15 protein-coding genes are annotated in these 16,092 nt (G+C 39.7%); 8 read left to right on the forward strand and 7 right to left on the reverse strand.

What is annotated here, in order from left to right:
- The first annotated feature begins 40 nt into the window (after positions 1–40).
- The 7 genes from HX021_RS07275 to HX021_RS07305 all read left to right on the forward strand — a co-directional run bounded on the left by HX021_RS07275 (position 41) and on the right by HX021_RS07305 (position 6,591).
- Positions 41–949, forward strand: a complete 909-nt coding sequence (locus HX021_RS07275) for a 1-aminocyclopropane-1-carboxylate deaminase/D-cysteine desulfhydrase (protein WP_286589486.1) — start codon at positions 41–43, stop codon at positions 947–949.
- Positions 950–1,043: 94 nt separating this feature from the next.
- Positions 1,044–1,607, forward strand: coding sequence for an NADPH-dependent FMN reductase (locus HX021_RS07280; RefSeq protein ID WP_286589487.1), 564 nt, complete (start codon positions 1,044–1,046; stop codon positions 1,605–1,607).
- A gap of 76 nt (positions 1,608–1,683) precedes the next feature.
- Entirely contained in the window at positions 1,684–2,262 is a 579-nt protein-coding gene (locus HX021_RS07285; RefSeq protein WP_286589488.1) for a DJ-1/PfpI family protein, read from the forward strand.
- Positions 2,263–2,272: 10 nt separating this feature from the next.
- Complete coding sequence (locus tag HX021_RS07290; RefSeq protein ID WP_286589489.1) at positions 2,273–2,650, forward strand: hypothetical protein; 378 nt, start codon at positions 2,273–2,275, stop codon at positions 2,648–2,650.
- 169 nt (positions 2,651–2,819) lie between these two features.
- Positions 2,820–4,889, forward strand: a complete 2,070-nt coding sequence (ppk1, locus tag HX021_RS07295; RefSeq protein WP_286589490.1) for a polyphosphate kinase 1 — start codon at positions 2,820–2,822, stop codon at positions 4,887–4,889.
- 146 nt (positions 4,890–5,035) lie between these two features.
- Entirely contained in the window at positions 5,036–5,716 is a 681-nt protein-coding gene (locus HX021_RS07300) for a M15 family metallopeptidase (RefSeq protein ID WP_286589491.1), read from the forward strand.
- 2 nt (positions 5,717–5,718) lie between these two features.
- The gene (locus HX021_RS07305; RefSeq protein ID WP_286589492.1) at positions 5,719–6,591 is read left to right on the forward strand and encodes a helix-turn-helix domain-containing protein; all 873 of its coding nucleotides are present in this window, start codon (positions 5,719–5,721) and stop codon (positions 6,589–6,591) included.
- Here the strand turns inward: HX021_RS07305 and HX021_RS07310 are convergent, their stop codons facing one another.
- From HX021_RS07310 to HX021_RS07335, 6 genes are all read right to left on the reverse strand, one after another.
- Entirely contained in the window at positions 6,592–7,299 is a 708-nt protein-coding gene (locus HX021_RS07310; RefSeq protein WP_286589493.1) for an HAD family hydrolase, read from the reverse strand. It abuts the gene before it with no gap.
- Between the two features lie 2 nt (positions 7,300–7,301).
- A complete protein-coding gene (locus HX021_RS07315; protein WP_286589494.1) occupies positions 7,302–8,291 on the reverse strand; it encodes a lysylphosphatidylglycerol synthase transmembrane domain-containing protein in 990 nt (329 codons plus the stop codon).
- Positions 8,284–9,234: a CDP-alcohol phosphatidyltransferase family protein gene (locus tag HX021_RS07320; RefSeq protein WP_286589495.1), complete on the reverse strand. Its 951-nt coding sequence runs from the start codon at positions 9,232–9,234 to the stop codon at positions 8,284–8,286. The genes HX021_RS07315 and HX021_RS07320 overlap by 8 nt, the downstream gene beginning before the upstream one ends.
- Positions 9,215–10,108 carry an ATP-grasp domain-containing protein gene (locus tag HX021_RS07325; protein ID WP_286589496.1) on the reverse strand — a complete coding sequence of 298 codons (894 nt, stop codon included), beginning with the start codon at positions 10,106–10,108 and terminating at the stop codon, positions 9,215–9,217. Before HX021_RS07325 ends, HX021_RS07320 begins: the two co-directional genes overlap by 20 nt.
- A 4-nt stretch (positions 10,109–10,112) precedes the next feature.
- Positions 10,113–10,823 carry a nucleotidyltransferase family protein gene (locus tag HX021_RS07330; protein ID WP_286589497.1) on the reverse strand — a complete coding sequence of 237 codons (711 nt, stop codon included), beginning with the start codon at positions 10,821–10,823 and terminating at the stop codon, positions 10,113–10,115.
- 222 nt (positions 10,824–11,045) lie between these two features.
- Complete coding sequence (locus HX021_RS07335; RefSeq protein ID WP_286589498.1) at positions 11,046–12,374, reverse strand: inositol-3-phosphate synthase; 1,329 nt, start codon at positions 12,372–12,374, stop codon at positions 11,046–11,048.
- A 423-nt stretch (positions 12,375–12,797) separates the two neighbouring features.
- Here HX021_RS07335 and HX021_RS07340 point away from each other — a divergent pair, with 423 nt between their 5' ends.
- On the forward strand, positions 12,798–14,657 hold the full coding sequence (locus tag HX021_RS07340; RefSeq protein WP_286589499.1) for a CocE/NonD family hydrolase: 1,860 nt from the start codon (positions 12,798–12,800) through the stop codon (positions 14,655–14,657).
- An 86-nt stretch (positions 14,658–14,743) separates the two neighbouring features.
- On the opposite strand, the gene HX021_RS07345 is transcribed toward HX021_RS07340, so the two are convergent.
- On the reverse strand, positions 14,744–15,952 hold the full coding sequence (locus HX021_RS07345; protein WP_286589500.1) for a CynX/NimT family MFS transporter: 1,209 nt from the start codon (positions 15,950–15,952) through the stop codon (positions 14,744–14,746).
- Positions 15,953–16,092: the final 140 nt, after the last annotated feature.

Below are 16,092 nucleotides of genomic sequence, written 5' to 3' on the forward strand. Positions count from 1 at the left end.
ATGAAACAATTTTCGTTAAATTTGTTTTCATTTAAATAATATGCTGCCTTTCAAGATCCATAGTCCCGAAACTGAAGTGTCATTACCCTCCTGGGAAAAGAAACATATTAAAGTGACATTAAAACGGGATGATCTCATTCATCCCTTTATTTCGGGCAACAAATGGCGAAAGTTAAAGTATAATCTTCAGAAAGCTTTACAGCTTAAAAAAAGTCATATCGTTACCTTTGGTGGAGCTTGGAGCAACCATTTATTAGCGACCGCTTGTGCTGGGGCAACATTTAAAGTAAAAACAACAGCCTTTGTCAGAGGTGATGAACAGTTCAACAATCCCGTCCTGGCCATGTGCCGACTATTTGGGATGAAGCTTATTTATGTCGATCGTGAATCATATCGGAACAAAGAAAAATTATATCACGATTACTTTGGTGAAGACGCTACATCTTATTATATCCATGAAGGTGGTTATGGCTCATTAGGTGCAAAGGGCTGTACGGAATTGGTATATGAGCTACAACAGGAGTACCAACATATCTTTGTCGCCTGTGGCACAGGAACAACCTTGGCGGGAATTGCACATGCCGTTGACCAACAAGATCTATTTACTCAAGTACATGGTATACCTATCTTAAAAAACGGTGAGTTTATCCTGCATGAATGCAAGCAGCTTTACCCAGATATGACTCCACCAACCCTGCATCTGGATTACCACTTCGGTGGTTACGCCAAGTCCAGCACTGAACTTTTGGCATTTATACAACATTTTATCGCAACGACCGGAATCATGATCGAACCCACCTATACAGGCAAATTGCTATATGCTATTAATGACCTTATCCATAAAGATTATTTCACCCCCGCCGATCAGCTTCTCGTTGTCCATACGGGAGGACTGACAGGTCTACTTGGTATGTATGAACGCTTTGAATTTATTGACCTAGATCAATAAATGCGCATAGAGACTACCAGAAGACATTTTCTTGCTATTTATTTCCTAGTAATATTGTAAGTTTGACCAGTCTAAAATTAAAACGATTTGTAAGATGAAAATATTAGCATTTGCGGGAACAAGCAATAAAAATTCGATTAACAAAAGCTTTGTGACAAGTACATCCAAATATTACAAAGAAGCAGATGATAGCATTGAATTCCTTGATCTAAATCATTTCGAGATGCCCATCTATTCATATGACAAAGAAGTTGAGCAGGGCATACCTCAATTGGCACATGATTTTGCAGCAAAAATGGATGCGGCAGATTTTCTTTTGATCTCTTTGGCTGAACATAATGGCTCCTATACTTCAGCGTATAAAAATATAGTCGACTGGGTATCACGTATCCCTAATCGTAAATTATTTAATGGAAAGCCCGTATTCTTATTGGCTACCGCACCTGGTCCAATGGGTGGCGCTACGGTGCTAAATACAGCTGTCAATCGAATCACATGGGATGGGGCCGAAATCCTAGAATCCTTTTCACTTCCTGAATTTCATAAAAACTTTGAAGAAGGTAAAGGAATTATTAACCCAACACTGAGAAGTCAGCTGGAAGCTAAGATACGCAAAACAAAACGTGCGTTGGCTGAAAGATTTTCCATTCAGGGTTAACAAAAGAATGACAAATAATCATTGTAAAAACCTCTTTTAATATGTAAATTGAAAACCTATTAAAAGAGGTTTTGATATGGCAAAAAAAATATTATTACTTGTCGGGGACTTCGTTGAAGATTACGAAGCAATGGTTCCATTTCAAGCAATGGGCTCTCTTGGGTTAACTGTTGATGCAATTGCCCCGGACAGAAAAAGTGGAGATGTCGTTCCGACGGCAGTTCATGATTTTACCGGCGATCAGACATATAAGGAACTACGTGGACATAACTTCAGCATCAATAAGGATTTTGATCAGGTGAATGTGGAAGACTACGATGGTCTGTATATTGCGGGAGGCCGTTCGGCAGAATATATCCGACTGAACGAACGTGTGTTAGAGATCACGCGTCATTTTTTTGAAAAAAATAAACCAGTGGCCGCAATATGCCATGGTATTCAGGTGCTCACCGCAGCCAAAGTCTTAGCCGGGCGCACATTGACTGCTTATGTTGCTGTCGGCCCTGATATTGAATTGGCTGGAGGGACTTGGAAAAATATTCCCGCAGACCAGGCTATTGTTGATGGCAATCTCGTCACTTCACCAGCATGGCCAGGTCATCAGGCTATCTTAAAAGAATTTTACAAATTATTACACATAACGATTACACTTTAAGCGTATTTTAATGAAGAAGAATAAGAGGATCTGGCTGTTGGTCATTCCGATTTTGGTGTTGCTAGGTCTTATTTTAAAGGACAGTTTCACTCAGAAAAGCATAGAAGACCTTCCCGGGGGATTTAAAGAAGTAGCCTTCGTCAGAAATGAACAGAATAAGGGCGGCATCGTCCGTATTTATGCAGTCACTGTAGGTGACATTTTAAATGCAGACTATGCGGCATGCCTGGATCTTATGCCCGTGAATGATTATGGGAGCACGACTACAGTATACTTTTTTGACCGTAGTCTCCCCTATCCAACGAAGCTGGAAATCAATGCTCCCCATTTTGACACAACAAAATTTAAAGCGATCCAAATTTCTAAAAAATACGGAAAAAAGCAATAATAAAACATTGCTTGACTCAAAGCCCTTCAAAATAGTTCATTCTTATTTTGAAGGGCTTTTTTGTCTACAAGATGAATACAAAATAAATTAATAATTCGTTAACACAAAAAAATTCTTTTATCCCTTTTAGAGCTCTAGTTTTGCTCTTCAAATTTATGTATATTTAGCTATGTCGAAAAAATTTATTCCTAGGGATGTTAGTTGGTTGAGCTTTAATGGCCGAGTGCTGCAAGAGGCCGCAGATGAGGCAGTTCCCTTACCGCTAAGGATCAAATTCTTAGGTATTTTTTCGAACAACCTGGATGAATTTTTCCGTGTGCGTGTCGCAGGACTGAAACGTGCCATTGACCTAAAAGACAAGAGTGCCAACCAATCTTTTTATGAAGACCCGCAGTTCATTCTTGAAGAGCTCAATATTCGAGTCATCAAACAACAAAAGAAATTTGACAGTACCTGGAACCGTATCCAAAAAGATATGGCCAAGCAAAACGTATATATTAAAACAAGCACGGAACTTACGCCCGATCAGCAAAAATTCGTTAATGAATATTATCAGGATGAAGTCGAGTCCAATGTTATTCCTCTCCTCCTGGATGATATCAGGCCAATGCCCTATATTCGGGATAAGAGCCTTTACTTGGGCATTGCAATGGGCAAAATGGAGTGGCAATATGAAACCAAATTTGCTTTGATCGAGATCCCTACAAGTCAAAATGGGCGATTTGTCCAACTTCCAGCTCCAAAAGATGAAAAACACATTATTCTCCTAGAAGATGTCATCAAGTTCAATCTGCCGTTGATTTTCTCCTACTTCGGTTTTGATGTTTTTCATGCCCATGTATTCAAAGTTACCAAAGATGCAGAATTTGATATCGATAATGATATCAATACAACGCTTGTTGAAAAGATAAGTAAAGGTGTTAAAAACAGAAGAAAAGGTAAACCTACCCGATTTGTATTTGACCAAGAAATGGATACTAAACTGGTGGAGTTCCTGATCAAAAAACTTAATCTTTCCAAAAAAGATAGCATAATTCCCGGACAAAAAATCCATAATTTTAAGCATTTCATGGATTTTCCCAATGTGTTTAAATTATACCACCAACCGGAAGAACGTACTTCTTTCCCACACCCCTATTTCCGAAACTATGAGCGTGTCACGGATACCATTCTGAAAAAGGATGTCCTTCTCTCTTTTCCGTATCACGAATTTAGGCCGATCATCGACCTCCTTCGCGAGGCCGCAATGGATCCGGATGTCAAAACGATACAAATCACAGCTTACCGGTTGGCATCAAATTCCAAAATAGCAAATGCGCTGATCAATGCCGCTCGGAATGGCAAGGAAGTAACAGTCATGCTCGAACTACGAGCCCGCTTTGACGAAGAAAATAACTTAGACTGGAAAGAAAAACTGGAATTGGAGGGGATCAAGGTGCTTACCGGTATTCCCAACAAAAAAGTACATGCCAAACTCTGTGTTATTAAGAAGCGCACAGGAACAAAAACGGTTCAGTACGGTTTTGTGAGCACAGGCAATATCAATGAAAAAACAGCAAAGTTGTATGGTGATTATTGCCTGCTAACAAGCAACAGAGATGTTATTGCAGACATAAACAAGGTCTTCAACTATCTGAAACGACCAAAAGCCAACCCGGTTGACATTATAAAAAACTGTAAAAGCCTTCTGATCTGCCCAATAGATATGCGTAGGGAATTATTGCATTTCATCGACCAAGAAATCGCAGAAGCTAAAGCCGGCCGACAGGCCTATATCATTGTCAAGGTAAACTCATTAAGTGACAAGGAAATGATCAAGAAACTCTATGATGCTGCTACTGTAGGCGTCAAAATAGATCTTATCATTCGGGGAATTTATTGTGCTACCAATCAGAAAACGTTTAAGGTTGCCCTGAATGCTATTTCCATTGTTGACGAATATCTGGAGCATGCTCGCGTCATGTATTTCTACCATGGCGGAAAAGAGCTGCTATATATTTCATCTGCTGACTGGATGACACGAAATCTCGACCATCGCATCGAAGCAGCGGTGAAGATCACGAATAAAAAAATTAAGGAAGAACTCAAAGAAATGCTCCAGATCCAGCTTAATGATAATATCAAAGCGCGTATCCTCAATAACTCGCTCAGCAACCATTATGTTGAGAACAAAAAAGCACCTTGTCGTTCGCAGACTGAAATCTACCATTACTTAAGAAAAAAACTGGAGGATCATTAAGACTATCGTATTGTGCTTATGGTCTTTCCTTGATTGGCTTGAAAATTTAAGAACATAGCTTGGGGTTCTGTGTGAAATTTGGGCAACGCCTGATTTCTTACCTGTTTTATTGTATTAATTTAGCAGACATGTTGTATCTTCATGCTATGAAATTCAATTTGTGTCTGTCAATCTACCTCGCACTTTTCGGTATTCAGGTAAAGGCCCAGCAACAAACCATGCCTTCAGATTTTGTATACGTGAAAGATGTCATACCAACAATAAGCCTGGATATCCGTTATTTTGGCAAACATAATTTCACAGGGCGACCGGTACATGGCTACGAAAAGCCAGTAGCCATTTTAACCAAGCGAGCCGCATTGGCCCTACTACATGTAGAAAAGCATTTAAATGGCAAAGGTTTAGGGCTTAAAATTTTTGATGCCTACCGTCCACAACGTTCAGTTAATCATTTTAAAACATGGTCACTTGCCACCGATGATACGCTTGCTAAGGCTGAATTTTATCCAGGTCTAAACAAGAAGAACCTGTTTAAATTAGGCTTCATTGCTACAAAATCTGGCCATAGCAGAGGAAGTACGGTTGACTTGACAATGATCGACCTGAAAGATCACAAAGAAATTGATATGGGCGGTACTTTTGATTTTTTCGGAGCTGTTTCCCATCATAATTATACGAATCTTACTGCAAAGCAAAAGGAAAATAGAAAACTGCTCCGCACGACCATGGCTAAATTTGGGTTTAAATCCTATGATAAAGAATGGTGGCACTACACACTACAAGATGAACCCTATCAAAAAACATATTTTGATTTTATTGTAAAATAAACATGTCCTCTAAAAATAAACTAGCCGATACTCCTGATTTTTTTGTTTTTCATATCAAAGGGAATAAATCCAAACCAATCTTCAGCACGGAACAGGAGCAAATGCTGACAAAAAGCAACTTATACTCGCTTTGTCTGATTAGAAGAGGAGAAACTTCTTTTATGATCAATAATGAACGCATACAAGTTGGCCAACATCAGCTGCTGCTCACCAGCCCCGCCACAAAGGTCAATAGTTCTTCCGTGGTCAAATCTTGGGACTGCGAGGTATATCTGATTTTCTTTAGTATGGATTTTACCTTTAAATTGGATTTTCGGAAAGAATTTTTCGATATCACCAAACGATCTCTAGGACTGAACAATAACCATATCCTCCTCCTTTCCTCACAGGAATCAGCCCATCTCGCCAACCTGTTTAAGCAGTTTATCTACTACGACAAACAGGAACCCAGTTATATTTTCAAAAATCAGATCATCAAATCCTTGACTGAAATATTATGCTGCGAGATAGCTCGGTTGGCAAATCAGCATACGAACAATACGTCGGTGATATCATCACGAAAGCAGGATATCTTGGCTGACTTTTATCTCCTGTTAAAAAGGTCATTCCGTCAGGAACATACCGTAAAATTTTATGCCACTCAGTTGGGCATTAGCGCAAAGCATCTGTCTGTTATCACCAAGGAACTCACAGGAAAATCTGCCATAGAACTCATACAGAACGTATTAGTAGAAGAAGCTAAATCTCTGCTTCATCAAGGGTTTTCCATTGGTGAGATCGCAAAAAAACTGCACTTTTCGGATCAATCCTTTTTCGGAAAATTCTTTAAGCGAAATGTGGGCATTTCGCCAAAAGAATTTCGTCAGCACCTATAATCACAGCAATTTGAGTAGATCAAAAATGGTATTAAACTGCCTGTCTGCTGCAGAGCTGTCCTGTAACGAATCCTCGCCCCAGGTCTTTCCTCTTAGCCAAAGGGTCTGGCATCCTATTGTTTTTGCTGGCACCATATCCTTACCATAAGAATCTCCAACGACCAATATCTCTTGTGCTTTCAGCCCCATTTCCTGTACTCCTAGTGCATAAATTGCAGGGTCGGGCTTCCGCACCCCCACCACAGCGGATTCTACGATAGAATTAAAATAGGATAAAATTCCAAAATCTGCCAATACGGATTTTAAATTTCCATAAAAATTGGATACCATCACTATTGGATATCGATCTGCAAGAGTATGCAGCAATGGCTTCACTTGTTCAATTGTACTTTTAGCAAGAGAATAACCATCAAAAGCAATCTTATTGGCTAGCAGCATATCCAGTTCATAACCTGCTGCAATGAGATATTCAAATTGTACTTTCAGCTTGGCTTCAAGAACCTCCAGGAAATTAAACTCCGATTTGATAATGGGCTGAATAGCCATCTGACGTTCTGCATACGCATAGGCTTCCTGGAACGAATTCAGATTGACAGGAACTTGATACTTTTCGTAACCTGACCATAGTACTGCTGCCCAATGTCCGCCATTGGTATCCAGTGTACCACCATAATCAAAAATAATTCCTTTAACTATAAACTTGTCCATTGCTATTTCTTTTTTACTAAACTCATCCAACCTAAACCAATGATGATCCAAACGATCTCCCGAATCCTGGTGACAATACCAATAAAAATACCGACCGAAGCCTGCAGGCCTATACTCATCACTGCCATCGCTAGTCCTCCTTCACGTGTTCCCAATTGCATCGGGAAGAAAAACACCAAATTAGCAAATAATGAAGAACCTGAACTGATGATCATCGCATCAATAAAATCAATATTGATACCTAAGGCCAAACCGATAAAATAAATTTCAAAACAACCAATAACCCGAGCAACGAACTCCCAGAAAAGAGCCGTATAAAAACGGTTTCTACGGTTTTGAAATAGATTTTTCACTTGTTGATCCACATCATTCAACGTTTCATATTTTGTCAAAAGAAGCTGATTAATCTTCTTTCCCACCAATGGCAAACGTGATAAGGTCTTCAATAATGAAACGGTAATTCCTTTTTTATAGAATTTTGTAAATAACCAGGTACATACAATTGCCATGACAAAGATCACTGCACAGGCAACATTCACCAATGTACTTGCCGGAACGAACCATAGGATCAAAAATACAGAGGCAACCCAAAATAAAATATGAGATAAAATATGCATTACACCATATAATAGCACAGAAGATCCTGCTTTGGAACCGCCTACATAATTCTTTAATTCCATAATCCGGTAAGGCTCTCCTCCCAAAGCAACAAAAGGCGTAATATAGTTGATCGCATAACCCGAAACTGTTAATTGGAGCACCTTCCAGAAAGGGACACTTGTCTGTTGTAACTGAGGTTCCTGAATAATGGCATTAAAGGCTAACGCATTCATCCAGTAAATAACGGCCCAACTGCCAAGTACAGGTAAAAACCACCAACCTATTTTTTCTAGATTATTCCAGATTTCCTGAATGCCCATCGCTTGGATCATATAAGCCAGTGTACCTATACCGATGAGCATGAAGAGCACTTTATAGATTTTGTTACCCATACGTTGGATCATTTGTTAATTTATCAACAAAATGCCCACTTACTTTCTCTTGTCTGTTGCACATATAGATCAATATCGGGTTTAATACAAACATGTCAAAGAAAAAATAAATCCAAGGTTCACCGATAAACAACCAAACGAATAGGAAAATCACCCGTGTATTGAATTGTACAATATTGGTATATTTCATCAACGGCTTATTCTGGGCTCTAAAGTCCACCATGAGCTGTTTGGGTAAGTCATCTTTGTACCGGCTTTTGACAATACGCAATAACTTCTGCAATTTTGGTGACAGTCTTTCCTGATTTCGGGTATACCCAATATAGCCGTTCAGTACAAACTTGCTAAAAAAATTCTTGCGCCATGACAATGCTTCATAATCGACTTTCAGATCACGTGTATTATCGAGTTCACTACCGGCCTTACCTTTGATAAAAAACAGATGTACATTGCGGTAATAATCGGCCATTGCCGATTGAATCATATGGGATACTCCTGCCAGGATACAAAAGACCCAAAGCCACTGTGGCCAGCCCTCATTAATACTGCGCAGACAGATGGCAATATGAATGGAGGCAAACCAAAAATCACCTGCAAAACCATCCAAAATACGCCCAAAACGACTCTTATTGTCCGTCATCCGGGCCAGTTGACCGTCAGCACTATCTAGCGAGTTAGCAAAGATCAACAACAACATGCCGATGACGTTAATCCACAGATCCCCGTAATAAAAAAGGATACCCGCAGCAACACCAAAAAAAATACTTATAATTGTCACAGCATTGGGTGTGATCCCTATTTTTGCACAGACCTGTGCTATACGAAATCCTATTGGCCTGTAAAACCAGATATCTATTTTTTCTTCGGTATCGTTTGATTTCAGCGATTGTTCAAATGCGCTCAAATTCTCTTCTTCGATCGCATTAACTTGTTCTTTCTGCATTGTGGTTCTTTTCAGTAAATTTATGGTAAACCAATTGGGCAATGGCCTCCGCAGCTTCCCCCCTACATGGAGCAAAACTAGGCCAATCATTCAGGTCAATGATATGAAAATTTCCATTGGGGTCTATAATTACATCTCCGCCATAAATATGGACATCCAGTACTTCAGCTGCATGATTGGCAACTTGTTTTAACTCGGTCAAATCAAAGGGGAAATGAACAACTTCATCATTGATTTGCTCATACAGATCATACTTATGATGATTGTGTTCATAGGGATAGAAATAGAAAAAGAAATCAGTACCCCGCACGGCATAAAATTTCAATAAATCTCCGGCAAGATGTTCTGAGATCACAGCCTCTTTGATTCCACGAAGGGCATATTCATTCAGTATATGCTGTGCTTCTTTGAGACTTCCAGCAAAAGTGACATCTTCTTTATGGATGGCATGGAAATCTCCCCTTTTGATCCAGACGCCCTTTCCTTTGAGTTTCTCAAAAATGGATTGGATGTCAGCAACAGTAGAAATCACTATACTCTTGGGATATGGGACACCACCTTCCAATAATTTAAGTGTCATGTTTTTTCGAAAACAATTTTCGATACCGAAACCCGAGTTCAACACACTAGCACCTTGATCTTGAAGAATTTGCAGCTTTTTCACTAATGTTTTTGTTCGTCCCATCGTCAGAATATTTTCCTGCTTTATGATCTTGGCAGCCAAAAATTCATCTTCATTGCAGACCTCAATTGACGCTCCTTTTTCTGTCAATTTTAATATGACCTCATTAAATATTGCCGCATCATTGCCCACATGATTGGGAGAAAAGCGATTTTTTCGAGTTACGCCTAAAATAGAAATCATTTCACTCATTTTTCTAACTAACTTCTTCACTCAAAAATTGTTCCGCTACAATACGGTCTTTTAAGTGGTCGATATCCACGACCTTCTCAAACACGAAGGCCTGAACATCTAAATCGTTTTCCAATAAAGCCCGCTGAAAGTTGCGCATTCTGGCATTGCCAGCAGCAACCGAAGTTAATGCACAGTCCATGGCGGGTCGACGAAAACAGTAAATACCTCCAGATACAAATTGTGTATGCTCAGTGGCTTGATCCAAAAAAGCTTCAACCACCAAGTCTTCATTGGTATTCACATATAAAGGGCTCTCATCATCTACAAAAGGAGTAATGGCCATAAAAGCATCTGCATCTCTCCTGTGTTCAAAAGCGGTCAGATAATCATGAAATTCCTGTGGTCTAAAGACTGTATCTGTTGTGGTCAGGCAACATGACATCCATGCGGGGTTATTCTTGATCAATAGCGCAAAGCTATGTAAAGAGCTCGGTGTATCTTCCTCGATCAGTATAATAGGCACTTCAAAAACCGTATTCTCCAGAAAAACTTTCAGTTCTGGGGATTGCCTGTTAATAATAACATGCACCTTATCTGCACCTTCGCCAACGAAGATACGAATCAATCGTTCAATTAATGGAACTCCGTGTAATGGTAGCAAAGGTTTTGGTAAATTAAACCCTTCTTTTCGCAATCGAGATCCTTCTCCCGCTGCTATGATAGCAAATTCCATTGTTTCTATTCGCAAAATAAAATCATTCGTAAAAGTAAACCTTTGTCAAATGCGGCACTTATTGTCCCTATTTTGATTATCAGATTAACCGTATTTTTTTAGTATCAGAATATACAAAGAATATATTATCAATGCGTTCCGTTCACTTGAAATAACAATCTTATCCTGATGAAAAAGGGAAAAATTGCTTTTCACAATTTCCCCCCTTTTTATAGAGGTATTTTATTGAATACTGTCAACTAACTCTTGGTAATAATCCAAGCCTAAGTGTGTAATCAGATCTTCCCCCATAATATGACGTAAAGTATTTTGTAGCTTCATCAATTGCTTGAAGATGTCATGCTCTGGAGGTAAACCTGGAGCTGTTTGTGGAGATTTCAAGTAGAAAGACAACCATTCTTGGATCCCTGACATACCTGCACGTTGTGCCAAATCAATAAACAAGGCCAAATCCAATGCAACTGGAGCAGCTAGGATTGAATCACGACATAAAAAGTTGATCTTGATCTGCATTTTATAGCCCAACCATCCGAAGATATCGATATTATCCCAAGACTCTTTATTGTCACCGTGTGGAGGATAGTAGTTAATACGTACTTTATGGTACAAGTCACCGTATAGTTCAGGATTCTTTTTAGCATCCAAAATTTCTTCCAGTACAGATAGCTTGGAAACTTCTTTGGTTTTGAAGTTTTCAGGATCATCCAATACCAGTCCATCACGATTACCCAAGATATTTGTCGAGAACCAGCCTTCGACCCCAAGTGCTCTAGCCTGAAGACCTGGAGCAACAATAGTTTTCATCAAAGTTTGACCTGTTTTGAAGTCCTTTCCGGCGATTGCAACACCATTTTCATGCGCCAATTCGATAATCGCAGGAACGTCACATGTCAAATTTGGTGCTCCATTTACATAAGGGGCACCCTCTTTTAATGCAGCATAACAATAAACCATGCTTGGTGGAATTCTTTGATCATCATTGTCCAATGCTTCCTCTAGTTTTGCTAAAGTTGAGAAAGCTTCATTTGTTTCAATATAACGCTCAGTAGAACCGCACCATACCAATACCACACGATCTAAACCGTTTTTTTCTTTAAATTCACGGATATCACGTTGGACTGCATCAGCCAGTTCACGGCGGGTTTTCTCCGTCTTGATATGAGATCCGTCTAAATTCTTTACAAAATTTCGGTCAAATACGGCTTTCATCGGTTGAATAGCTTCCAATTCAGCTTTCACCGCGTCTAATTGCCCCTGCTCCAATACTTGAGCTTTTGAAGCTGCTTCATAAACGTTGTCTTCGTATACATCCCATCCACCAAAGACGACATCCGCTAACTTTGCTAAAGGGACGAAATCCTTAATTAATGGATTTCTGTTCTCCGTGCGCTTACCTAAACGTATTCTGCTCAATTGAGAAACAGATCCTATTGGTTTTGAAAAACCTTTGTTTATAGATGCCACACCAGCGATTAACGTTGTAGCAACAGCACCTAATCCCGGAATAAGAATACCCAATTTACCATTGGCATCTTTCACTTGTTGTCCCATATTAATTCTATATACTTAATTTGTTATTTAATTGATGTTTTGTGATAAAATAATTCTTAAATTTAGTTTAAAAAAACATAATTCATACGGATCGCCATTTTAATTATAAAATCGTGACAATTGCTTTTTTTAAGGTCTATTTATGGTCTAAAAAGATAATCCGAAGTGAATGATCAAGTACCATTAGTACAATCCATATCCCTGAAATTTAACGGCTTCAGCACTGGTATTTAAAACAAAATTTATTTACAACTAATTTCATTCAATATATTAACATTAAAAAATTAATCCAAATACAAATCAAAAAAAGTTATTCTTTCTACTAAATTGGTCAATTTTTCTTTTTCCAACCTATATAAATATGACAATAAAATTGGAAAATGGCTTCGGGAGCGCTACCTTTAACCTAAAATCTAAATCACGATGAAAAAAACGCTTAGTTTTCTAGCCTTGGCTCTTTTGAGTGGAAACTTGCTCCATGCACAGAACGCCGCTGACTCCGCATATGTTCGAGACCACTATGAAAAAAAAGAAGTAACGATTCCGATGAGAGATGGCAAGAAACTGTTTACTGTTATCTATAGTCCAAAGGACAAATCTAAAAAATATCCAGTTTTATTGAACCGTACCCCGTACACTGTAGGTCCTTATGGACAGCATGAATATAAAAAGAGTTTGGGAAACTTCCCTGCAATGATGCGTGATGGGTACATTTTTGTGTATCAGGACGTTCGTGGCAAATGGATGAGTGAAGGTGATTTTGAAGATATCCGCCCGACAACGCTCAGTAAAGATAAAAATGCCATTGATGAAAGTACAGATACGTATGACGCATTGGAATGGCTAAACAAAAACCTGAAAAATTACAATGGAAAAGCGGGCCTTTATGGCATCTCCTATCCAGGTTTTTACTCTACTGTAGGGCTAGTCAAAACCCATCCGAGCCTGAAAGCTGTTTCACCCCAAGCCCCTGTGACGGACTGGTTTATCGGCGATGATTTCCATCACAATGGTGTACTGTTTCTTCAGGATGCATTCACTTTTATGTCAACCTTTGGTGTACCTCGCCCCAAACCGATCACACCGGATCAATTTAAAAACAACATTCAGATAAAGGAAGTTGATAAATACAATTTTTTCCTTCATGCCGGAACTGCAAAGGAGCTCAAAAACAATTATTTTGGCGATTCCGTTCGGTTTTGGAATGATCTCTTTTTGCATCCAAATTACGATGAATTTTGGAAATCTCGCGTAATCACCAATCATCTCCAGGATGTTAAACCTGCAGTAATGGTCGTTGGCGGTTTTTTTGATGCTGAAGATGCTTATGGCACCTTCAAGACCTACCAATCCATTGAAGAGAAAAGCAAAAACAACAACTCCATCTTAGTTGCGGGACCTTGGTATCATGGCGGCTGGGTACGCGCCGAAGGCGATTTCTTGGGTGATATCCAATTTGACAAAAAAACAAGTATAACGTATCAGGAAAAATTTGAGCAACCATTTTTTAAGTACTATTTAAAAAATGAAGGAAGTTTCAACGCTGCTGAAGCTAATATTTTTATTTCAGGAAACAATGAATGGAAGCAGTTTGAACAATGGCCCCCTAAAGATGTGGAAACACGAAAACTTTATTTTCAACCGCAGGGAAGACTGGGATTTGAAAAAGTTCAACACACGGATTCTTGGGATGAGTACATCACTGATCCAAATAAACCTGTTCCACATCAAGGCGGATTGATCCAGAACCGAACGCGTGAATATATGGTCGACGACCAGCGTTTCGCTGCCAACCGTCCGGATGTCATGGTCTATCAAACCGAACCACTAACGGAAGACCTCACGATTGTAGGACCAATCAAAAATTTCCTAAAGGTTTCATCTACAGGCACGGATGCTGATTACGTTGTCAAACTCATTGATGTCTACCCGGAGGATGCCGCAAGCTATCAGGGTAAACCAATGGCTGGGTATCAGATGATGGTCAGAGGAGAGATCATGGCCGGAAAATATAGAAATGGCTTTGACAAACCTCAACCATTGAGTCCCGGATTAGTGGAACAAATAAACTTTGTCATGCCAGATATCGCCCATACCTTTAAGAAAGGGCACCGCATCATGGTTCAGGTACAAAATTCATGGTTTCCGCTGGCTGAACGGAATCCTCAGGTTTATATGGAACCCTATTCAGCGACCAAAACGGATTTCCGCAAAGCCACACAACGTATTTTCCATGATGTTAACAATGCGACATATATCGAATTCGACGTGCTTAAAGATTAAGCTTCCGTAGCTGTTGTCTCTGCACCGAATCCTCATATCGGATCGGGTATCCATTGATCAGATGAATACCCGATCCGATTTCCATTTTAAGATTCTTCCACAAATTTAGGCGCGCCGGCCTTTATTCCAGCAACCAGCAAAAGAATAATACTACCCCCAAGAAAATAAAACGAAAGGTGCCATGTCCCATCAATCTCATGCAATCTTCCAAAAATCGGAGGACCAAATGCTGCAATCAGATAACCTATGGACTGTGCCATTCCTGAAATTTTAATTGCATTTGCCGTTGACTTGGCCCGCAAGGTAAAAAAGAGAATGGAAAGGCTAAATGACAAGCCATTGGATAGCCCCAATAAAATAGCGGCAACATAGATCCCTTCAAGCCCATACCAAAGGAATAGCATAATACTTCCGAGCATACCGATTGCTACTGCAATAGCCATCGGCCGTTGATCTTTCATCCGGTGTGCAATAATCGGTCCGACAAACATGATGGGTATCATCGCAATTTGAATAATAAACAAGATCCAACCTGTATCCTGTACTGCCATCCCATAATCCACCAATACCTTGGGTAACCAGGAGATCAAACTATAATAGACTAAGGATTGAATTCCCATAAATATACTGATATACCAAGCTAATGTTGACCGAAAGAGATGCCCAACACCTGTTTGCATTCGTTTTTGCTCTCCCACGATAAGATCGCACGATACACCAGCCTGGTCCCAAATAACAGCGAGTATGGACAACAATGCCAATACCACCCAAACACCCAGTGAGCCCTGCCATCCAAAGCCAGTCCATTCCCCTACGCGTAAACTAAAGCCGGAGGCAAAGGCTGCGGTCAAATTCATGGCTACCGCAAAGACTCCAGTCATAAGCCCAATGCGATCGGGAAAACTTGTCTTAATATATCCTGGAGCCACGACGTTGCCAACACAGATGCCTAAACCAATAAAAACTGATCCAAGAAATAGTGATGAAATCGTACCCCATACACGCATGATGATCCCTAGACTTAATAGCAACAGTCCAAACAACAGAAAACGGTGCATACCCTGCTCATGGGAATAACGACTGACAGCCACAGAGCAGCTCGCGAACATAAAAAGTGGAATAGCTGTCAATAGACTACTTTGGAAACTATTCAAAGTGAGATCTGCACTAATCTGACCTAATACTGGACCTACGGCCGTAATCGGCGATCTCAGATTGGTAGAAACCAAAACCACAACCAGCACAGATAGCCACGACCAAGAAACTGAATTCGATTTTTGCATATTATTTTTCATTGGATAATGATAGACGTCCGCGGTGCACAAACACATTGTGTTGTCCTTATTTTATCAGAACATGTACACGCGTATTGTACACCAGTGTTATGAATTATTAATTGTTGCAAAGGTATCATTGGTAATTTAATTAAATTTGC

Source organism: Sphingobacterium sp. N143, from assembly GCF_030325625.1.
Lineage (GTDB): Bacteria > Bacteroidota > Bacteroidia > Sphingobacteriales > Sphingobacteriaceae > Sphingobacterium.